Genomic DNA, 18,751 nt, shown 5'->3' on the forward strand with positions numbered 1-18,751 from the left:
GCAGAACGCAAATGCTCAGGTCAATGCCACCGGTTTTGTGGGAACGTTCCTCCGAATCGGCGCGGGAGCACGCAAGGCGTTCGACGAAGTCAAGGGTGGGATCACGGCGATGGTCGCCGCCTACCAAGCGGGCGGCTCAGATGTGACGTCAACCGGGTTCGCTGGGGTGCTCGAGCGCGTCGGCCTTTTTGCGCGTAGCGCTGTCGGATCAGTCCAGGCCTTCTTCGCTGCCTTCAAGGCAGGTGGAGATGACGTCACGTCGTCCGGGTTCTCCGGGTTCATGGAGCGCCTTGGACTCGCGGCGCATCGGCAGTGGCCTTCGTGCGTGAGAACGCCTCCGCGTTCAAGGCAGTTGCGGCAGCAATTGGCGCTAGCGCGATAGCTTTCAAAGTCCTCACAACCGCAACTTCGGTGTACACCGCGGTGACTAAGGGGGCAGCAATTGCAGCGGCCCTCTTCACGAAGGTCTGAAAACCAATCCGTTCGTCACTATTCTGTCTGCCCTCGTTGCGTCGGACGGCACTGGCATACTTCTTCACCCAAACCGATGCTGGACGTGCGTTGTGGGCACAGATTTCGGCTCAGTTCCAGGCCTTCTCGCCCGTAATCAGCGCATTGGCGACTGCTTTCCAGCCTCTTGGGGCGGCATTCGCTCAACTGGGCGCGCAACTGGCATCGCAGCTGGCTCCCGTACTCGCACAGCTCGTTTCGACCCTGCTACCGGCGGTCGTCCAGATCTTCCAAGTTATCGGCCCGGCGGTGATGCAGGTTCTTGCTGCTCTGATGCCGCTGGTGTCAGCTCTGGTATCGGCGCTTGTTCCGGTGATCACGATGTTGGTTTCAACGGTCCTGCCGCCCGTGATCTCGCTGTTCACGGCGATCGTGTCCGCGATAACCCCACTGATCAATATCCTCTTGGCCGTTTTGATCCCCGTCATCCAGGCCCTCATGCCGGTAGTGACGACGGTGTTCGGCGATAGCCAACGTCATCACATCGGTCATGCAGATCGTTCAGGGTGTGATCCAGTAGTCACTGGCATCATCTCGGGCAACTGGTCCCAGGTGTGGCAAGGGATCCAGAACATTTTCAAGGGCATCTGGAACACCATCGGGTCCATCGTCACGGGTGCTATCAGCATTGTCCGGACCGTGATTAGTAGTGGCCTTTCACTGATCGGGTCGCTGTGGTCTTCAGCCTGAACGGCATCAAGTCGTTCTTCACCGGGCTCTGGTCGAACATCACGGGTGCGATCTCGTCCGGGATCAACAACGTGGTCTCTTCTTCCGTGACCTCCCTGGCAAGATCCTCGGCGCGCTCTCCGGTCTGACGGGCTCCCTCGTCCAGATCGGTCGAGACATGATCCAGGGTCTTCTCAACGGTGCCGGCAGCCTCCTGTCCAGCATTGGCAGCTTCTTCCTCAACCAGCTCCCCGGCTGGATCGTCGGGCCGTTCAAAGCGGCCCTGGGGATCCACTCACCGTCGCGAGTGTTCCGGCAGTTCGGTGAGTTCATCGTTCAGGGCCTTGCCGGTGGGTGAAGAAGCCGGGCCGCAGGCAACGGCAGCCATTACCGCTGTGGCACGGAAGGTCACCTCTGAGGCCACGAAGCACTTCACAAAGGCTGACCAGCTCCGCAAGGCCGCCTCGTCGCTGATGAGCCGTGCCGCTCAGGTCTCCGGGGTGAAGGCCCCGACCCTGGGGAAGGACGCGAAGGCTAACGCGAAGAAGATGACCGCCTACTACGCGGCGATCTCGAAGCGGAATAAGCAGGTCGCGTCCCTGGTCGCTCAGGCCGGCAGAAGCTTGCCGAGGCCAACCGGGAAACGTCTCTGGGCGGACGTTGGATGCGACGTCGCGGATGATCAGCGCCAGCAACGCGCAGATCTCCAAACTCACCACCCAGCGCGCCAGCATCGCGTCCCGTCTGAAGACAGCGCAGAAGAGCCTTTCGGATGCGGTCAAGACCCGGGACAAGGCGGCCAGTGACGCGGCTGAGAAGTTCCGGGACGAGTTCAACCTGGGGGACCTTGCCGGGCGTAGCGCTCAGGCATTGTGGCGGCTGCGAAGAAGACCGTAGGCAGCGTCCAAGGGTTCAAGGGCCAACTCGACAAGCTGCGGTCCATGGGCCTTGATTCCAGTCTGCTCGCGCAGATCGGTGAGCTTGGCACCGTAAGGCGGCTCCATCGCTAAGTCCCTCATCGCCGGGGCAAGGTCTTGTCGGTCAGCTCAACGGGCAGTGGAAACAGCTCGGTTCGTGTCCCAGTCCGCGGGCATGTCGTTGGCGAATGGGATGTACGGGGCGGGGATCGCCGCGCAGCAGGTCTTGTGAACGGGCTGTCCGGGAACCTCAAGGCCGTGGATGCGGCGATCAAGAAGGTCACCGACCGGATGACCTCGCAGGTGAAGAAGAACCTCGGGATCCACTCACCGTCGCGGGTGTTCCGGTATGAGGTCGGCGGCAGGTCCCTGCTGGCCTGGCGCTTGGTGTCCGGACGGTACGGGCTGGTGTCCCGTGCTGTGGATTCCCTGGTGCAGATCCCCAGCGCCGTCGCTTCCCAGCCCTACCGGCCAGCCTCCTACGTGCCCGCTCCTGGAAGTCACGGACGGTGGGCCGATGGGCGGACCCCGTGAAGATCGACATCCACGAAACCGCAAACCCGCGCGCTACCGCTCTTGAGACGGCGCGTCGATTGGAGGGTCTGTGACCGACATCGTAACGGCCACCATCGGCGGGCGAACGTTCGCGGGTCAGGCTCTACCTTGACCCGGCGGACACCGTCGGCGGGTCCTCACAGCACCATCGAAGGATGGGGTAACCCGGGAACACGCGGGACGTGAACCCGTGGCCCGACCGCGACGGGCCTGGTCTGACCCGGCCTACTACGACGGCGCGAACTACGTCCTCCGGGCGTCCTCGTGGTCCCGTCGTTCGCCCGTGCGGCGCTCGTGCGGGACCAGTTCGTCGCCGCCCTGCCCATGAAGGTCTACAAGCCCCTGATCGTCGCTGAAGCGGAACTGACCCGGTACGCGATGGTCCGTGTCGTGGGAACGCCGGAGGTGGTGTGGACGGGTCGAGACGATCAGCGTGAACGTGCAGTTCGTCGCCACGGACCACCGCCGATTCGCCGGGACCGGACCGAACGACATCAGCGGCTCCGGGGTCGCCAGGCTCCCCATCACCGATGGGGGCCTGGTCATCCCGCCCACCACTGTCGCGGACACCAACTGGTCCAACAACCCGTCCTTCGAGGTAGACACCTCTGGCTGGGTCGGTGTCGGTGGAGCCCTGACGCGGGAGACCGTATCCCCTCCGGCGTGGATCGTCGGCACGGCCTGGGGCAGACTCACCACCGGTTCCGGGGCAACCCGACCCGGCGTCCTGGCCGCATCATCCACGGACCAGCGGGTGAACCTCTCCCCGGGGACTGGGCGGCGGTGTCGATGCTGATGGCCAACGATTCCGGCTACACCAGCCAGATCGGGATCCGCTTCTTCGACTCCACCAACACCCGTATCAGTGAGTCCATGAGCGCCCCCACCAACAACACCGGGGCAGGGTCACACACTCGGCACAGGCCCCGGCAGGCACAATCTACGCCCAGCCAGTGCCCTACCTGTACAACGGCGGAACCGTCATCCCCTCCGGCGTGAAGCTGGACTTCGACGCCGTCAAGATCAGCGCCGCTGCTACCCAGTCCGCTGCGGTCGCCTTTGCCGGGGACTACTTCGATGGCGGCTCCGCACCCTCCGGCGGGTACACGTTCCGGTACACGTCCACAGCGGGAAAGAGCACCTCGGAGAAGGTTCAGCTCGCCGGTTTGACCGTGCCGTTCGCGATCACCGCGACCGTGACGAACAACGCCGTCACGGTCGGATCCTCCGGCACCGGGACTCCCCGGGTCGTGGTGACCATCGCCGCCGTGAACACGCATCTGACCAACCCTCAGATCACCGATGACCTCGGCAACCGCATGACGTTCAACCTCGTCCTGACCGTGGGGCAGTTCCTCGTGATCGACCTGGACAAGAAAACGATCCTGCTGAACGGCACCGCCTCACGGCGCACCGCCCTACGAGGATCGTGGATCAACCCCGCCCGGGCATGACCCTCACCTTCAACGCTGAGGGGTTCCTCTCCACCAACCAGGCCACCGCCACCGTGGCCTGGACTGACACCTGGAATTAGGAGGGCCTACTGTGCCTCTTGACGCAATCGACCCCAGCTTCATCAACGCGCCCTCCCCCGCTGGCCCTCCCCTCTACACGGGAGAGTCCCTGCGCCGTGACATCGGCGGGCTCCTGGCCCCCGGTGCCGCGGTGGGGACCAGCCGCAGCGGTGTCCTTGACGCCCGCGCCCTGGCGATCACCCTCTCGGGCAACAATGTCCTGGCAACGGCAGGGCCGGCAGCGGTCGCGTCCAGTACGGGAGCGTACCTCACCGGACTGGCCACTTCAGCCACCGTTGACCCCCTGGTCGCAGCGGATGCGAACAACCCCCGCCGTGACCGGGTGATCCTTCAGGTCTGGGACCCCAGCAACCCGCAGAATGACGGCACCAGCGGCGGGACGAACCGTAAGGGTGTCGTCCGGATACTCACCGGGGACCCGGACCCGCTCGCCACCACGGGCGGCGGGGTGAAGCCCGAACCAGGTCTGGCCCTGACTCTGGCGTTCATCGACGTCCCCAAGGCCGGAAGCGGCTCCCCCGTGGTAACCGATCAGCGGCCAATCACCGCAGCAGCGGGAGCACCGATCCCGGTCAACAGCCTGGCCGAGGCCCGCGCCCTGCCCAAGGTGCGCGGCCTGCAGAGGCTCCGCATGGACCTTCCCGGGTTCCCCACGCAGGTCTACAACGGCACCGTCTGGACCCATGTCGGACCGTGGAAGCGCACCACCTTCACCGTCAATTCCACGAACATCCCCACCTCGGCCAGTGATGGCACCGGCTCCCGTGCCGTGGCGACCATGTCGATGAACGCGGAAGCCTACGACCGGCGCATGAAGGTCTTCGTCCAGACCAGCGTGAACTCGGGTGCCATCGCCTCCGGGATCAGCCGGTGGGATGTGTGCGCATCCCTCATGCAGTCCCAGGCATCCAACGCCCAGACCCGCTCCCCGCTGTGCTGGACAGCCCCCGGCAACTACCTGATGAGCAGCTACATCGAAACCGAAGAGATCATCGTCCCGGCAAACTCCCTGCCCATCCCGCGCTTCTGGGTGGACAAGGTCACCGGCAACGTCTTCACGGGCGTGTCCGTGGATCCGAAGATCACGAAGTTCTGGGTTGAGGAATGCCCCGCTGACGAAGCCTAGGAGGTGCCGTGAGGTTCATCATCTGTGACCTGATCACCGGCACCGTCCTAGACGAAGCGCCCCTGGTCATCGCGGAGGACCTGACCCGCCAGCTCAAGGGCGTGGGCGAGGGCAAGTTCTTCGCCCCGTTCTTCGACGGGGAAGGCCGCCTCTACAAGAGCCGGTACTGGGAGAAGCTGATCGTTCCGTGGAAGTCCCTCATCCTCGTCACCGACGAGGATGGCCGGATCATCTGGCACGGGATCCCCAACAGCACCGCCACACCAGGTATCAACGGTCAGGAAATCCCCTGCAGGACCGTGGAGGAATACCTTCTGCGCCGGTACATGCCCACCGCCGAGTTCCTTGACGTCGACCAGGCCAACATCTTCGCCGCCATGATCAACGCCGCGAACGTCAACGGCATCGGCCTCGAGGTGGACGCCCCACTGACGGGGTGATCTTGGAACGCCTCTATCAGGACGCGGAGAACACCAGGATCGGGGACCGTCTCACGGAACTGTCCAACGCTTCCCCCGGCTTCGACTGGATGATTGATATCCAATGGGCCGACGCCGCCCAGTCGCGGGTGCGGAAGATCGCACGGATGCGCCCCACCATGGGCAACCGCACCACCACCCCGGAGCACGCGTTCATCTCCGGGGTGAACATCACCGACGCCACCCCAGAGACCCGGTGGGGCCAGGGAGACGCCGCGACCCTCGTCACCGCAGTCGGCGACGGTGAAGGCGAATCCCGGCTGATCTCCGCACCCGGGATCGACACCATCCGGGAAGCCGCTGGATGGCCACGCCTGGAAGAACGCCGCAACTTCTCCGGCGTGGACAGCGAAGAAACCATCGCCGCCCACATGGCCCGCATGAAGCAAGCGTTCTTCGGCGGCCAGACCCTCGTGACTCTTGAAGCGAAGATCCCCGGCGACGGGGACTACTACACCGGGCCGGCGGACCTGACCCTGGGCGATACCGCACAGGTCAACGTCCGCGTCGGGCAAGACCCCGTCGACCTGGACGAGTTCGCCATCGAGCTTGATGCTGTCTGGCCTGTCATCGGGTACTCCCTGAGCCAGGACATGAAGACCTGGAAGCCGACCCTTGCCGACCTGACAGGAGGTGACATTGGTGCCAGTGGATAACAGCTTCATCCCCCGCCCCTTCGGTGTCACCGATGCGCGGAACCGGGTCGATGAGCTGGCACGGAAGCAGCAGGCCCTTGACGGGGCCAACCGGAACAGCTCATCCACCATCCCGCCAGGTGGCACACTCCGCGTCGAAGGCGGCGTCCTCGTCCCCGGCGGGCAGATCAGCGTGACCGGGGGCGGCAACATCTCCACCACCGCCGACGGCATCGACCGCTATACCAACCAGCCAATCAAGGTCAGCACCAGTCTGGGCAACCGGGAAGTGATCGAACCCTGGACGGGCCTGCCGGTGCTGCGGCCCGGGATCTGGCTAGCGAATACTTCCTACCAGACCGACCCCGCCAACATGGCATCTTTGACGTCACGCTACGGCGACAACATCGAAATCCAGTCCCTGAACTACACCGACAGCGAAGGTAGGCGTTGGCGTTCAGCGGCGAACATCGACCCGGCAGGAGCGAGCCTGTACTGGAGCCGTCAAGACGGCGACCCGGCAAGCCCCTCCACCGGGGGAACGTCCCAATCCGGAGGCCTGTCGGTCAGCCTGGATTCTGCACTGTCCGTGGCAACCTACGTGCGCAACGCAGCACCGGACGACCCAGCGGTCATCCACACCAACACAGCGCTCAGCATGCGCCCCTGGGGCGGGCAGATGGGCCCACCGGACGGTCTCCAGATCCGGTACGAGCAGAGCGACTACAACGGCACCTACATCAACAAGGGCCTGTTCAAGTTCGACAAAGACGGCCTGATGACCCTCCACAGTGAGAAGGGTGCCAACAAGGTAGACGTCATCCACACTGGTGACGGCGTGCTGACCCTGAAGGGCAGCAACAGCGTCAACGTGGTGGGGACCTTCACTGTCAACGGCTCACCCGTGGGCGGGGCCGTGACGAGTGTGGCCGGTAGGACCGGTGACGTCGTGCTCGCCGGCACGGACATCCCGGCAGCGACCACGAGCGCGCCGGGTGCGATGTCAGCGGCGGACAAGGCGAAACTCAACGGCCTCGGCACCGAGTCGATCGTTAGCGCGCTCAGCCCTGCGGGATGGAACGTTGGCGGGTCCATTTTCGTCGAGCCACTCGCTGGCGAAACGAAGATCACGATCGCGCTGGTGCCGAAGTACACGGGCGCGAACGTAACCATCACCACCACCGCGTACACGTCGATGGGAACCGTGCTGCCATCGGCGGCGATGAGCTCTACCGCGGACTCCCCCTACGTTCTCACTCAGGTCGTCGGGGCCGGCTTGAACAACCAGGCCATCGCGTTCGTGAACCTAGCTACCGGGGCCGCTTCTATCCGCGCAGTCGGGGCGAACTTCACCCTCGCATCCGGCGCACTGTTCACCATCTCGTACACCTACAAACGCTAAGGATCCACATCATGGCCCAAGCAATGGTCTCCATCACTCTCGAAGGCAAGCGCATCGACCTCAACGGCGACATCCCTGACGACATCGCCACCAGCATCGTCAAGCAGATCACCGCACTGCTCGTCGGCATCCAGGAGGTCCCGTGACCCTCCCCCACCGACAACCCATCAGGAGAGGGAGGTAGGAGCGTGTGGAGTCCTGGGGACCGACACTCACCGCAGTGGGTGCACTGCTGGCCGTCCTCGGTGGCGGCATCCGTTACCTCATCGGCCGGTCAGACAAGAAGCGCGAGAAGCGGGAGGCGTCTGTGGAAGAGCTACTGAGAGAGCGCATCGAAGCCCTCGAGGCCGAGTTGAAGGAAGCGAAACTCGTCAAGCGCGCAGCCGGTAAGTGGCGTGAACAGCTCATCGCCGCCGGTATCGAACCGGACCCGAAAGACTGGCCGGAAGGAGTGTCATGAGCCAGCTCGAAGACAACGAGAGGCGGCTGGCCGTCGCGCAGGAGGCCGTGGACAAGTCACGCCGGGCGGACAAGCGCACGAAGTCCCTGCTCCTGCTCTCGTCCTGTCTGCTCGCGTTCTTGGTGGTGGTGTGCGGGATCCTGGCATGGCAGAACGGCAACTACGCCGCCCAGGCCGCCGACGCCGCACAAGCTCAGGCAGCCGAGAAGAAATCGTTGGCGGAGCAGGTCGCCGCCGCGTGCGCGAAGGACGACTTCAAGTCCAGTCCACAGGGGAAGCAGGTCTGCCAGCGAGCCGACCAGGTCGCCAAGGACACCGCGGCCGTCCCGGGAAGCAAGGGGGACCAAGGCATCCCGGGAGTTGACGGGCGAGATGGTGCCCCGGGCCGTGACGGCCGGGATGGGAGCCCGGGAGCGTCCGGCGCGCCGGGTGCTGCTGGAGCGCCGGGGAGTGCCGGAGAACCTGGAATCCCCGGGGCCCCAGGCGTGGCGGGAAGCGCTGGCCAGCCAGGAATCCCGGGAGAGAAGGGCGACCCAGGAGTGCCGGGCCCGAAGGGCGACCCCGGAGCGCCGGGCATGCCGGGCCGGGACGGCAAGGATGGTTCCCCGCCGAGCAGCTGGAACTTCACTCAGGACGGGGTCACCTACACGTGCACCCCGCAGCCGCCCGGATCCACCACCTACACCTGCACAGCATCAACCCCGACCCCGAGCCCGTCCCCGTGACGGGCTCGCCCTACATCTGAGGAGGCTCAGTGCCGAACATGGCCATCGCCTATCATCGGCCGAACAGATCCCTCGTCACGCTCCGTGATGAGGTCTACAAGCGGTACGACTACACCCCGGCCCGTGCAAGCGAGTTCGTCACTGGCTACATGTCGCCCACCAACTTCACGGGCCACAACGCCGACTCCAATGGAATCGTGCATGCCATTGACATCTTCACCGATGACAATGGGAACCTCCCCGAAGCGGAGGGACGTGAGCTCGCAGAGCAGCTACGCGCCATCGGCCGCGCCACCGGCCGGTTCTCCTACCTCATCCACGACATGAACCCGACACCCGGGCAGACCACACCTCTGATCGCCGGAGCATTCTCGAACTGGGAGTGGCAACCCTACACAGGCGAATCCCCGCACTCCGATCACATCCACGTATCCACCGTGGACCTCTACTGGGGCGACCCAGTCAACTTCCCCGCCGACGTCTACGACAGCACCGAACCGTGGGGCATCGCAGGAATCACCAACGCTGGCGGCGCAGTCCGCCCCATTGAAACGAAGGACTGGTTCGACATGGCAACCTCCAAAGACCTCGACTCCGCCGTAGAGAAGGGCCTGGCGAAGTACCTCGGCCCCATCAGCACCGCGAGCGGCGACGTGAGCGTCCGCCAGATGATCGCTGATGGCACGCGCGCCGCTCAGACCGCCCGCGACAACACCGGCCCGATCACTCGCGGCGGCCGCCCAATTTCTCTGCGGCAGGAAATCGCAGACACGAAGACCGGCAACATCGCTCTCCAAGGCCAAATCGCTGGGCTACTCGCAGCGTTCAAGGCCGCAACTACCGGCCAGAACATCGATCTCAGTGCCGTTCAGGCCGCCGCCAAAGCCGGAGCCGAGGAAGCCCTCAAATCCGGCGTCGACGTCAACGTCACAGTAGGAGGAACCGATGCCTGATCACCGCGCAGCAACTCAGACCCGCTACCCGTGGCGGGCGGTAGCCCGAACCGCCCTCGCCGTCGGGCTCCCACTCATCGCAGGGGCACCGCTCATCTATCAGGCAGCCACCCTCCACGACCCGGCCGCAGCGACAGGCCTCGCCGCGGCCGTCCTCGGAGTCGCCGGAGCCATCACCCGCGTCATGGCACTCCCACTGGTCAACGACTTCCTCACCAAGATCGGCCTCGGAGCCGAACCAAAAAGCCCAGCATGACAAAGCGCCCCCACCACCTCGCTATGAGGTGGTGGGGGCGCTATCGGTGTTTAACAGGCCAAGTTGGCGCTCCGATCAGAGTCCAGCCTTGGTCGCTCCGTAAGCAGCCTGCTCCTGGGTGAAGCCTTCGAACACGAGCTGGTCAATCAGGCTACCCCGGGAGAACGAGGTGGTGTCCAAGTACTGCTTGGCCTTGGCGGCGGCCTGGGCATTCCAATCAACCTTGATGTGGTCAACCGCCCACGTTGCATCAGCGGCAGGGAACTTCTCAAACTGAAGCTGCTTGATCAGGCCGGAACGGGAGAAAGCAGTGAACGAGAGGTAGTTCTCCGCCTTGGCCTTCGCGTTCTGCTGGCCGACCGTGCCACGATTCGCGGCCTCTTCCGCAGCGGCCTTAGCATCAGCAGCAGCCTGCGCCTTAGCCTCGGCCGAAGCCTTCGCGGACGCGGAAGATTCCGCTGCCGCCGCAGCCGGGTCAACCGTCTTCTCTACCACAGGAGCATCCGTCGAAACGGCGGGAACATCAGACAGGGACGATACCTTGGAACCGGCATTCGCACCGTTCACGGCGCTACTGATGCCACCGATGAGGATCACCACCACAGAGATGATGATCGCGATGAGCTTGTGCTTCTCGTAGCCCTCAAGCTTCAGACCCTGCTTATCGGTCTGCTTGTTCGCCAAGACCAAGATGAGGTCGATCAACGCCCAGATGCCGAAGCCACCGAGTGTGATGAGCTTCAGGATGCCGGTGCCGATCTTGCCCAGGTAGAACCGGTCAATGCCGAGCCCACCCAGCAAGAGCGAGAGCAGCCAGGTCACAAGGAAGGACTTCTGCCCGACCTGCGGCTGAGCCTGGTACGGAACCTGCTGCTGGGCATACGGAGGGGGCGTTTGGGGGTACGTCATAATAGATCCTTCAAAGAGGTTGAGTGGTGGTAGCTGGACTTCCCTAACCAGCTGTCCTGAAATCATAACCTCGCGGCGGTCGTGCGAAGAGCCGTATGAAGATAAAGCCAGCATGCCTCAGCACATCCCAGCGTCCCCCAGCTTGCCGTAATGCGTATGGCTACACGAATGGCTACACCTGACCCGCGAGCGCACGCCCAGACGGGGGCATTGCGAGTCAGATTCCGGGCACAAAAAAGCCCCGCCATGCTGCCAAAACTCGCGGAATCACGGGGAAAAGAAGAAGCCCTCGCCATGTAGAAGCTAGGCGAGGGTTTCAGTGGCTCCGACCGGCGTCGATCCGGTGACCTTTCGATTTTCAGTCGAACGCTCTACCAACTGAGCTACAGAGCCTCGGTGACTTGTCACCATGATCGCCGGATAACTCCAGCCATCAAAGCGACCCTGACGGGACTTGAACCCGCGACCTCCGCCGTGACAGGGCGGCGCGCTAACCAACTGCGCTACAGGGCCTTGGTGGTATTTCTACCGTTGTTTTCACCGGAATCGCTCCCGGCTCACAAGATTTCATCTTAGCAGATCTTTCGATCCGCTTTCAAATCGCATCTCATGCGTACCCCCAACGGGATTCGAACCCGTGCCGCCGCCGTGAAAGGGCGGTGTCCTAGGCCGCTAGACGATGGGGGCCTTGACACACCTGCTCAGTTCCCGGCTGCTGCCGCGTTCCTCGCGAAGTGGACCAGTAAAACTTTAGAGCATGGTCCGGGAATTTCCAAAATGCGGTCCGTCGCCCCGGAAACGCCGCAGACGGCTACCGTGGAGGGCATGGACAGCAGACCGGAACCGGCCTCTTCGCGACCGCTCCCCCGCGGCCTGCCCATCCGCATCTGGCCGCCCGGACCGCGGTGCACGCTGCGCGGTGAGCCCGGTTTCGAACACCTCGAGCGCACGGAAGCCGCCACGCTCAGCCTCGACGAGTTCCAGGCCCTCGCGCAGCAGGCTCTCGAAGACCTCCCGCCCGAAATCTCCCGGCACATGGACAACGTCATGCTCTTCATCGAGGACGACGGCATCGATGCGGCCACCGGCGAACCCCTGCTCGGCCTCTACGAAGGCACTCCCCTCACGGAGCGGGGCGAGGGCTGGGCCGCAGGTTCGCTCCCCGACCGTATCTCGCTCTACCGGCGCCCCATCCTCGAGATCTGCGCCAGCCGCTCGGAGGTCCTGTTCGAGATCCAGGTGACCGTGATCCACGAGATCGCCCACCACTTCGGCGTGGACGACGCCCGCCTTCACGAGCTCGGCTGGGGCTGATCCGGCCGACGTCGGGCGCCTCCCGCGAACGCCTCACACGCACCTTCCGTGACCGCCTCCCGCAGCCGCCCGGAACCCCCCAAAATCCGCGCCAGCACTGCGAATGAGTCGCATTCCGGACATGCATTCCGGGCCCTCCGAAGCTAGCCTGAACAGCATGGGCCACAACCACGATCACACTCAGGGAATGACCGGCACCGGAAGCGCCTGATCATCGTCCTTTCCATCACGCTCAGCGTCGTCGTCATCCAGGTGGCCGGCGCGGCCCTCTCGGGTTCGCTGGCACTGCTGGCCGACGCCGGGCACATGCTCTCGGATGCGGCAGGCGTGTTCATCGCGCTCCTCGCCTCCTGGATCGCCACGCGACCGGCCACGGATCAGCGGACCTACGGCTATCAGCGCGCCGAGATCCTGGCCGCTCTGGCCAATGCCCTGATTCTGATCGTGATCGCGGTCATCATCGCCCTGGAGGCCTTCCGCCGCTTCGGCGAGACTCCGGAGATCCGGACGGACACCATGCTGATCGCCGCGATCATCGGCGCGGTGGCCAACGGCGTCTCGCTCCTGATCCTGCGGGGCGGGCAAGAGGAGAGCCTGAATCTGCGCGGCGCCTACCTCGAGGTGCTGGGCGATCTGCTCGGGTCCCTGGCCGTCATCGCGGCGGCACTCGTCATCATGTTCACAGGATTCACCGCGGCCGACCCCATCGCCTCGATCCTGATCGCGTTCATGATCCTGCCGAGGGCCTGGAGCCTGCTCAAGGACGTCGTGGACGTGCTGTTGGAGGCCACCCCGAAGGGCGTCGACGTCGGCATGATCCGTGAGCACATCCTCGCCGTGGAGGGCGTGCAGTCAGTCCACGACATCCACATCTGGACCATCACCTCGGGCGTCCCGGTGTTCTCCGCTCATGTCGTGGTCGATGACCACGCTCTCAGCCCCGAATCCGCCGACAGGATCCTGGACCGCATGCAGCGCTGCCTCGGCTCGCACTTCGACACCGAGCACTGCACCTTCCAGCTGGAGCCGGCGTCCCACCAGGCTCACGAAGCCCACCAGCACGCCTGAGAACCCGGGCCCTCCGGACCGCGGAGTAGGCGCCTCCGACGGCGGGATTTCGCGCGACACGCCGTGTGATCAGCGGCGAAATGACAGTGATGTTGTTTATGTTGATGGTGGGACCAATGTTGCCAATGTTACTTTTGAGGCCGTACTCTCGGTAGGGCTGGGTGTTCTCCCAGCGGTCTCGAGGCAGGTGTACATGGCAGTGGCGAAGCGCAGGAAATACGCAGCGATCCTTTACTCCTCCGCCCTGAGCGCGAGCGTTCTGCTCGGCTCCGGCGGCATTCCCGGCGCCGTGGCCGCGCCCCTTCCGGCGTCGCCGGTCACCGTTCCGGCCGACCAGTCCGACACCATTCCCAGCGAGTCGGAGATCGCCGCCGCGAAGAAGAACGAGAGCAGCGCGAAAGCGACCCAGGCGCGCCTGGAAGGTCTCATCGGAACCCTCGCGGACCGCCAGTCGAGCGCCATCACCGCGAGCATGCGCGCCAACGACTCCTACACGAACGCCCTGCTGACCCTTAAGGCCAAGCAGGACGCCGCCGCGGCCGCCAAGGCCAAGGCCGCTGCCGCCAAGGATCAGGCGGCCAAGAGCCGCAAGGATCTCGGCACGCTCGCCAGCTCCATCTACAAGACCGGCGGCGTGAACCCGGCCGTGGAAGGCGTCCTGAACGGCGACGACGGCGATCTCCTGGGCCGAGCGACCACGCTCGACGCCATCAGCCAGAAGCAGAGCGAGACGTTCAACAAGGCCATCGCGTCCGGCCAGGCCAACTCGGCCTTGTCCGCCGATGCGGCGGCCGCGCAGAAGGCCGCCGACGACGCCGCACGTGACGCCGACCAGGCCCGCGCCGCCGCGGAGTCGGCTCAGACCTCCGCCACTCAGGCACTCCAGAGCGCATCCAAGGACCGCGAGAAGGTCATCGCCCAGCTCGCGTCCCTGCGCAACACCACGGTGGCCCTGGAGACGCAGCGTGTCCAGGGGCTCGAGCAGCAGCGCGCCGCGGCGGCACTGAAGGCCCTCCAGGAACGCGCCGCGCAGCAGCCGGTCCCGTCCCCGCAGCCCCCGGCGCAGGGTGGGGACTCGGGCGGCGCCACCGACGGCGGTTCCACCGGAGGGGGCTCCACCGGCGGCGGCCAGCCGTCGCAGCCGCAGCCTCCGGTCGTGCAGCCCCCTGTGGTCCAGCCGCCGGTCGTGCAGCCTCCCGTCGTCACGCCTCCGGCTCCCCGTCCGCCGGTGGTCCAGCCGCCCGCGCCGCAGCCACCGGCTCCTCAGCCGCCGGCTCCTCAGCCCCCCGCGCCGAAGCCTCCCGTGGTCACCCCGCCCGCCCCGTCGCCCGGCGGCAGCGCGGCTCAGACCGCGATCAACTTCGCGATGTCCAAGGTGGGCGGCCCGTACGTCTGGGGCGGCAATGGCCCGGTGGGCTACGACTGCTCCGGCTTGACGAGTGCTGCCTTCGCCGCTGCCGGCGTCTACATGCCGCGCACGGCGACTCCGCAGTATTTCTCCGCTCCTCAGTACATCCCCATGGGGCAGTGGCAGCCCGGCGACCTCATCTTCTGGGGCGACGGCAGCTACTTCTACCACGTGGGCATCTACATCGGCGGCGGCCAGGTGGTCAACGCCCTGAACCCCGGTTCCGGCATCACCGTGTCCCGCATCGACTGGATGATCGGCATGCAGCTCTGGCCGACCGCGGCCCGGTACTGGTGACCGGATCAGGCCCGATCTGACCAGCGTCCGCCCCCAGCGGTGACGACGAAGGCCCGGCCTGTCCCGTGGAGATCCACGGGACAGGCCGGGCCTTCGTCATGCCTGCGGTTCTCGAAGCCCGCGGAGGTCAGCCGCCCAGCACCGGGCCGAAACTGGCGCGGTCGGCGAGCCGCGGATCCTCCCGGTCCGGCACCACCATGACCGGTCCCTGGGCGTGATGCAGGACGCCGTCCGAGGTGGAGCCCAGCAGCATGCCGGCGAATCCGCCGCGACCGCGCGTGCCCACCACCACGAGCTCGGAGTCCCGGCTGGCGTCCACGAGGACCTCCACGGGCGAGCCGTCGACGAGGCGTGTGGTGATCTCGAGTTCCGGGAAGTGGCTCTTGAGCCAGAGGACGCCGGCGTCGAGCTGGACCTGGATGTCCGCAAAGATCGCCTCCCGGTCCATAGCCGCGGGGACCCAGGCCAGGCTGCCGCTGTACTGCGGCACGGCGCACAGGATCTGCAGTTCGACGCCGAGCCGCTGAGCCTGGGCCGCGGCCTCCAGCACGGCGACCCTGGCCTGGTCGGAGCCGTCCGCGCCGACGACGACGCGGGGCTTCACAGGCTCCAGAGGGTTCTTGGCCAGCTCGGCCTTCAGGTGCTTGTCCGTCACGTCCTGACCGAAGCGGCCGGCGCAGATCATGGGCACCACGACCGTGGGGCAGCTCGCATGCGCGGGCAGCGCCGAACTCACCGAGCCGAGCAGACGTCCGACGAAGCCGCCCCGTCCCCGGCTGCCGACCACGAGCAGATCCGCCTCCCGCCCGAGTTCCAGCAGCACGCCCGAAGCGTCGCCGTTCTCCACGGACGCGTCGACGTCGATGTCGTAGTCCTTGATGCGCTCCAGCGCATCCTTCAGGACGCTCTCCGCACCCTCCCTTATGACGGAGTCGTCGACGGCGGCGTACCCGCCGTCCAGACCCGAGGCCGCGTAGATGGGCACCGAGTAGGCGGTGATCAAATGGAGGGTGGTCCGGCGTCGTTCCGCCTCGCGTGCGGCCCAGCTCAGAGCGCATTGCCCGTGCTCGGACCCGTCCACTCCCACGATCACTCCGCCGTGGATTCCCTGCGGTGCTGTCTCCGGCGTATCCGTGCTCACGACTCTCGCCTCCTCATCCCCTGTGGGCGGCCTGCGGAGACGGTCCCTGCAGCTCTCCTACCACCCACGCTGGCTTATGACCCACTATTGCCGTTTGTGCTGGTCGTTTCAAGAAACGCCGACGCCGGAGGACGCGCCGCCACTCGTCAGCGGGCCTGAGGGAAGGGGTCCGGAACGTCCGCGGAACCGCGGATTCCCGGGCCACGCCCGCGGTACCCTGGACGCCCGTCCACGGAGACCGAAAAGGGTCATCCGGTACCGTTCACGAATTGCTTCACATCACCCTCCCGGCGCCCTGTTCAGGTGACCCCGAGCGGAGTATTCTCAGTTGCACAGTGGGAGGGGACCCATGGTGGATCGTGACGATCGCCTGGGTCTTTTCTGCGCGCTGACCGTTCCGGAGTGACCGGGACTCCCCGCCCGTGCGTGATGCCGGGCAGCCATGCCGCACCGAAGGAGGATCGAATGCCACGCAGTGCCACGCGCAGTGCCAGCAGAGTGTCCGGTGGACCTCCGGAAGGCGGCGTCACCGTCACCGATGTGGTCGTCGTGGGCACGGGGATGGGCGGTCTGGCGGTCGCGACGCAGCTGCACCGCAAAGGCATGGCGGTCGTGGTGATCGACGGTCTGAACCAGGGCGACCCTGTCGCGGCAGGAGCCCTGCGGCACGCCACCACCGAAGAACTCGAACGGGTCGCGATCGGCGATCCGGCGTCCCACCGCGAGCGCCGGGACATCCTGCGTCAGTTGCACGGCTACGCGAAGAGCCACCAGTTGGACATCCGTCGGGGCGTGGTCGCCGGTGCTCTGAACCCGGCATCTCCGGAGCAGGGGGCATCCCGGTCGTCCGCAGCGCCGAGTGGAGCCGCTTCCCGCCGCTGGGCTCTCCCGACGCCCGGCGGTCTGATCCTCTGCGACTCCGTCGTGATCACGGGCGTCTCCGGCCGGCGTCGTGTCCGGCAGTTCCTCAGGGCCGTCGGCCAGGAGACCAGCGACAACATGGCCACGGCCCTGCGCCATGTGGGCATCTACCTGGTGGGCGTGGGACAGCAGGTCTCCGCCGGGCACCGGGAAGTGCTGCATCAGGCACGCCTCGTGGGCAATGCGATCGCGGGCGGCGCCCAGCGCATCCCGGCCTGAGCCGCGCCTGTCCACAGGCCTCACAAGTTCCCCTCCACAGAGAGCGAATCCACTATCGAAAGGCCATCGTCTTTAGATAAGCTGGCGGGAACTAGCACCAGGAGACGCTCATGACACACCCCGCCCCTCCGGCACGCCAACGCTCACGCACCGCCACGATCGCCCTCGGCCTCTCGATCACCATGCTCGTGGCCGCGGCCGTGCTGGGCGGGATCTTCATCATCCTGGGTGACCAGGCCAATGTGGCCGGGCGTGCCTGGCTGACCCTCCTCCTGGTCGGTCTGTTCGCCGGCGCGGTGGTGCTGGACGGCAGCATGCCCGAGGGCCGCAACCGCTGGTACCTGGCCGTCTCGACCATTCTGAACGTCGTGCTCCTGGCGATCGGTCTCCTCAAGATCTGGAACGGCTGGCTTCAGCCCGCGGACACCGCCAGCGCCGCGGTGTGGACGGGCCAGATCGCCCGGTTCGTGTCCATGATCCTGCTCGTGCGGGTGGCTCTGCTGCTCACTCAGCTCTACGTCCCCCGCTTCATCACGGGCGCGAGCAAGACCGGCGTGCGGATCTCCTCGATGGCCACCCTCGTGTTCGCGTGGCTGACCGTCCTGGAACTCGTCCTCCCGGCGGCCTTCCCGGCCATGGACTGGCCCTCCTGGTGGTGGCGCACGGCAGGCGCGACTTCATTGATCGCCATCGTCGGCCTGGTCATCCCGCTGGTCCTCCGCGCGTTCGAACCGAAACCCCCGGCGGATCAGCTTCCTCCGCAGGACTACGCGCAGCAGCAGTGGAACCCGAACCCCCAGTGGAACGGCTACGCGCAGCAGCCCCAGCAGGGTCAGCCGCCGGCGTATCCGCAGCAATGGCAGCAGGAGTACCCGCAGCAGTATGCCCAGCCCGGGTATCCGCAGAACGCCTACCCGCAGGCCGGATACCCTCAGCAGGGCTACGCCCAGGAGGCCTACCAGCAGCCGCAAGCTCAGCAGCAGGCTTACCCGCAGCCGGATCAGCAGGGTCAGTACGGCCAGCCGCAGACTCAGGGGTGGCAGCAGCCTTCCGAAGCCCCGCAGCCGGTCTCGGAGGCCCCGCAACAGCAGCAGCCGGGCCAGGGCCCGCAGGCCGACCAGCAACAGCCGGTTCAGCAGCAGACGCCGCAGCCGCAGCAGGATCCGGAGACCACGCCCCGACCGGAGCAGCAGCCGTAACCGTCCGACGAGACCCCGGCCCCTGAGCCCGCCTGCCCGAGACGGCAGCGCGG

Annotated in this window: 23 protein-coding genes, 3 tRNA genes and 1 pseudogene; 22 read left to right on the top strand and 5 right to left on the bottom strand. The window is 65.9% G+C overall.

The genetic code is table 11. The annotated features are described in order from the left end of the window. From BLV63_RS18740 to BLV63_RS00730, 17 genes are all read left to right on the top strand, one after another. The coding region (locus tag BLV63_RS18740) for a hypothetical protein (RefSeq protein ID WP_217640432.1) at positions 1-382 on the top strand (382 nt) is incomplete at its 5' end. 179 nt (positions 383-561) lie between these two features. Continuing rightward, positions 562-1,200 carry a phage tail protein gene (locus BLV63_RS00665; protein ID WP_074783881.1) on the top strand — a complete coding sequence of 213 codons (639 nt, stop codon included), beginning with the start codon at positions 562-564 and terminating at the stop codon, positions 1,198-1,200. Next, entirely contained in the window at positions 1,185-1,328 is a 144-nt protein-coding gene (locus BLV63_RS18225) for a hypothetical protein (protein WP_139244600.1), read from the top strand. Before BLV63_RS00665 ends, BLV63_RS18225 begins: the two co-directional genes overlap by 16 nt. 29 nt (positions 1,329-1,357) lie before the next feature. After that, complete coding sequence (locus BLV63_RS00670; protein WP_074783883.1) at positions 1,358-1,537, top strand: hypothetical protein; 180 nt, start codon at positions 1,358-1,360, stop codon at positions 1,535-1,537. A 320-nt stretch (positions 1,538-1,857) separates the two neighbouring features. Then, positions 1,858-2,076, top strand: coding sequence for a hypothetical protein (locus BLV63_RS18230; protein ID WP_139244601.1), 219 nt, complete (start codon positions 1,858-1,860; stop codon positions 2,074-2,076). 248 nt (positions 2,077-2,324) lie between these two features. Next, positions 2,325-2,630 (top strand): hypothetical protein, encoded by a 306-nt coding sequence (locus BLV63_RS00680; RefSeq protein WP_074783888.1) that lies wholly within the window; start codon positions 2,325-2,327, stop codon positions 2,628-2,630. Between the two features lie 454 nt (positions 2,631-3,084). Continuing rightward, positions 3,085-3,447, top strand: a complete 363-nt coding sequence (locus BLV63_RS18235) for a hypothetical protein (protein WP_139244602.1) — start codon at positions 3,085-3,087, stop codon at positions 3,445-3,447. 157 nt (positions 3,448-3,604) lie between these two features. Continuing rightward, complete coding sequence (locus BLV63_RS00690; protein WP_074783892.1) at positions 3,605-4,105, top strand: hypothetical protein; 501 nt, start codon at positions 3,605-3,607, stop codon at positions 4,103-4,105. 91 nt (positions 4,106-4,196) lie between these two features. Then, positions 4,197-5,312: a hypothetical protein gene (locus BLV63_RS00695; protein WP_066217497.1), complete on the top strand. Its 1,116-nt coding sequence runs from the start codon at positions 4,197-4,199 to the stop codon at positions 5,310-5,312. Between the two features lie 8 nt (positions 5,313-5,320). After that, positions 5,321-5,752: a hypothetical protein gene (locus BLV63_RS00700; protein WP_074783894.1), complete on the top strand. Its 432-nt coding sequence runs from the start codon at positions 5,321-5,323 to the stop codon at positions 5,750-5,752. Continuing rightward, positions 5,749-6,447: a hypothetical protein gene (locus tag BLV63_RS00705; protein ID WP_074783896.1), complete on the top strand. Its 699-nt coding sequence runs from the start codon at positions 5,749-5,751 to the stop codon at positions 6,445-6,447. Before BLV63_RS00700 ends, BLV63_RS00705 begins: the two co-directional genes overlap by 4 nt. Further along, positions 6,440-7,828 carry a hypothetical protein gene (locus tag BLV63_RS00710; RefSeq protein WP_066217493.1) on the top strand — a complete coding sequence of 463 codons (1,389 nt, stop codon included), beginning with the start codon at positions 6,440-6,442 and terminating at the stop codon, positions 7,826-7,828. Before BLV63_RS00705 ends, BLV63_RS00710 begins: the two co-directional genes overlap by 8 nt. Before the next feature lie 11 nt (positions 7,829-7,839). After that, positions 7,840-7,974 carry a hypothetical protein gene (locus tag BLV63_RS19020; RefSeq protein ID WP_255218052.1) on the top strand — a complete coding sequence of 45 codons (135 nt, stop codon included), beginning with the start codon at positions 7,840-7,842 and terminating at the stop codon, positions 7,972-7,974. 74 nt (positions 7,975-8,048) lie between these two features. Beyond that, positions 8,049-8,288, top strand: coding sequence for a hypothetical protein (locus BLV63_RS00715; RefSeq protein ID WP_139244577.1), 240 nt, complete (start codon positions 8,049-8,051; stop codon positions 8,286-8,288). After that, a complete protein-coding gene (locus BLV63_RS00720; protein WP_066217489.1) occupies positions 8,285-9,013 on the top strand; it encodes a collagen-like domain-containing protein in 729 nt (242 codons plus the stop codon). The genes BLV63_RS00715 and BLV63_RS00720 overlap by 4 nt, the downstream gene beginning before the upstream one ends. A gap of 38 nt (positions 9,014-9,051) precedes the next feature. After that, complete coding sequence (locus BLV63_RS00725) at positions 9,052-9,966, top strand: hypothetical protein (RefSeq protein ID WP_139244603.1); 915 nt, start codon at positions 9,052-9,054, stop codon at positions 9,964-9,966. Further along, on the top strand, positions 9,959-10,222 hold the full coding sequence (locus tag BLV63_RS00730; RefSeq protein ID WP_066217079.1) for a hypothetical protein: 264 nt from the start codon (positions 9,959-9,961) through the stop codon (positions 10,220-10,222). Before BLV63_RS00725 ends, BLV63_RS00730 begins: the two co-directional genes overlap by 8 nt. Positions 10,223-10,297: 75 nt before the next feature. Here BLV63_RS00730 and BLV63_RS00735 read toward each other — a convergent pair whose 3' ends face one another. The 4 genes from BLV63_RS00735 to BLV63_RS00750 form a co-directional block, all read right to left on the bottom strand. Then, on the bottom strand, positions 10,298-11,131 hold the full coding sequence (locus BLV63_RS00735) for an Ltp family lipoprotein (RefSeq protein ID WP_074783900.1): 834 nt from the start codon (positions 11,129-11,131) through the stop codon (positions 10,298-10,300). A 320-nt stretch (positions 11,132-11,451) separates the two neighbouring features. After that, positions 11,452-11,524 (bottom strand) — tRNA-Phe (locus BLV63_RS00740). A gap of 46 nt (positions 11,525-11,570) precedes the next feature. Continuing rightward, a tRNA-Asp gene (locus tag BLV63_RS00745) sits at positions 11,571-11,644 on the bottom strand. Positions 11,645-11,745: 101 nt separating this feature from the next. After that, a tRNA-Glu gene (locus BLV63_RS00750) sits at positions 11,746-11,818 on the bottom strand. A gap of 138 nt (positions 11,819-11,956) precedes the next feature. Here BLV63_RS00750 and BLV63_RS00755 point away from each other — a divergent pair. The 3 genes and pseudogenes from BLV63_RS00755 (at position 11,957) to BLV63_RS00765 (ending at position 15,218) form a co-directional block, all read left to right on the top strand. Then, on the top strand, positions 11,957-12,445 hold the full coding sequence (locus BLV63_RS00755) for a metallopeptidase family protein (protein ID WP_074784397.1): 489 nt from the start codon (positions 11,957-11,959) through the stop codon (positions 12,443-12,445). A gap of 157 nt (positions 12,446-12,602) precedes the next feature. Then, positions 12,603-13,513 (top strand): annotated as a pseudogene (locus BLV63_RS00760) (cation diffusion facilitator family transporter). 193 nt (positions 13,514-13,706) lie between these two features. After that, positions 13,707-15,218: a C40 family peptidase gene (locus BLV63_RS00765; RefSeq protein ID WP_066217075.1), complete on the top strand. Its 1,512-nt coding sequence runs from the start codon at positions 13,707-13,709 to the stop codon at positions 15,216-15,218. A 127-nt stretch (positions 15,219-15,345) separates the two neighbouring features. Here the strand turns inward: BLV63_RS00765 and BLV63_RS00770 are convergent, their stop codons facing one another. Next, complete coding sequence (locus tag BLV63_RS00770; protein WP_066217073.1) at positions 15,346-16,359, bottom strand: universal stress protein; 1,014 nt, start codon at positions 16,357-16,359, stop codon at positions 15,346-15,348. Between the two features lie 465 nt (positions 16,360-16,824). Between BLV63_RS00770 and BLV63_RS00775 the strand changes: the two genes are divergently transcribed. Together BLV63_RS00775 and BLV63_RS00780 are read left to right on the top strand one after the other, a co-directional pair. Further along, entirely contained in the window at positions 16,825-17,499 is a 675-nt protein-coding gene (locus tag BLV63_RS00775) for an FAD-binding protein (protein WP_083369895.1), read from the top strand. Positions 17,500-17,609: 110 nt separating this feature from the next. Beyond that, entirely contained in the window at positions 17,610-18,698 is a 1,089-nt protein-coding gene (locus BLV63_RS00780; RefSeq protein WP_066217070.1) for a hypothetical protein, read from the top strand. The last annotated feature ends 53 nt before the right edge of the window (positions 18,699-18,751 follow it).

Origin of the sequence: Arthrobacter woluwensis, from assembly GCF_900105345.1 — a bacterium.
Classification (GTDB): Bacteria; Actinomycetota; Actinomycetes; order Actinomycetales; family Micrococcaceae; genus Arthrobacter_E; species Arthrobacter_E woluwensis.

Coding starts and splice junctions, on each gene's coding strand:
- BLV63_RS18230 (WP_139244601.1), top strand. CDS start 1,858: ATGATCAGCGCCAGCAACGCGCAGATCTCCAAACTCACCACCCAGCGC.
- BLV63_RS00775 (WP_083369895.1), top strand. CDS start 16,825: ATGCCACGCAGTGCCACGCGCAGTGCCAGCAGAGTGTCCGGTGGACCT.
- BLV63_RS00735 (WP_074783900.1), bottom strand. CDS start 11,131: ATGACGTACCCCCAAACGCCCCCTCCGTATGCCCAGCAGCAGGTTCCG.
- BLV63_RS00765 (WP_066217075.1), top strand. CDS start 13,707: ATGGCAGTGGCGAAGCGCAGGAAATACGCAGCGATCCTTTACTCCTCC.
- BLV63_RS00670 (WP_074783883.1), top strand. CDS start 1,358: ATGATCCAGGGTCTTCTCAACGGTGCCGGCAGCCTCCTGTCCAGCATT.
- BLV63_RS19020 (WP_255218052.1), top strand. CDS start 7,840: ATGGCCCAAGCAATGGTCTCCATCACTCTCGAAGGCAAGCGCATCGAC.
- BLV63_RS00780 (WP_066217070.1), top strand. CDS start 17,610: ATGACACACCCCGCCCCTCCGGCACGCCAACGCTCACGCACCGCCACG.
- BLV63_RS00730 (WP_066217079.1), top strand. CDS start 9,959: ATGCCTGATCACCGCGCAGCAACTCAGACCCGCTACCCGTGGCGGGCG.
- BLV63_RS00720 (WP_066217489.1), top strand. CDS start 8,285: ATGAGCCAGCTCGAAGACAACGAGAGGCGGCTGGCCGTCGCGCAGGAG.
- BLV63_RS00755 (WP_074784397.1), top strand. CDS start 11,957: ATGGACAGCAGACCGGAACCGGCCTCTTCGCGACCGCTCCCCCGCGGC.
- BLV63_RS00725 (WP_139244603.1), top strand. CDS start 9,052: ATGGCCATCGCCTATCATCGGCCGAACAGATCCCTCGTCACGCTCCGT.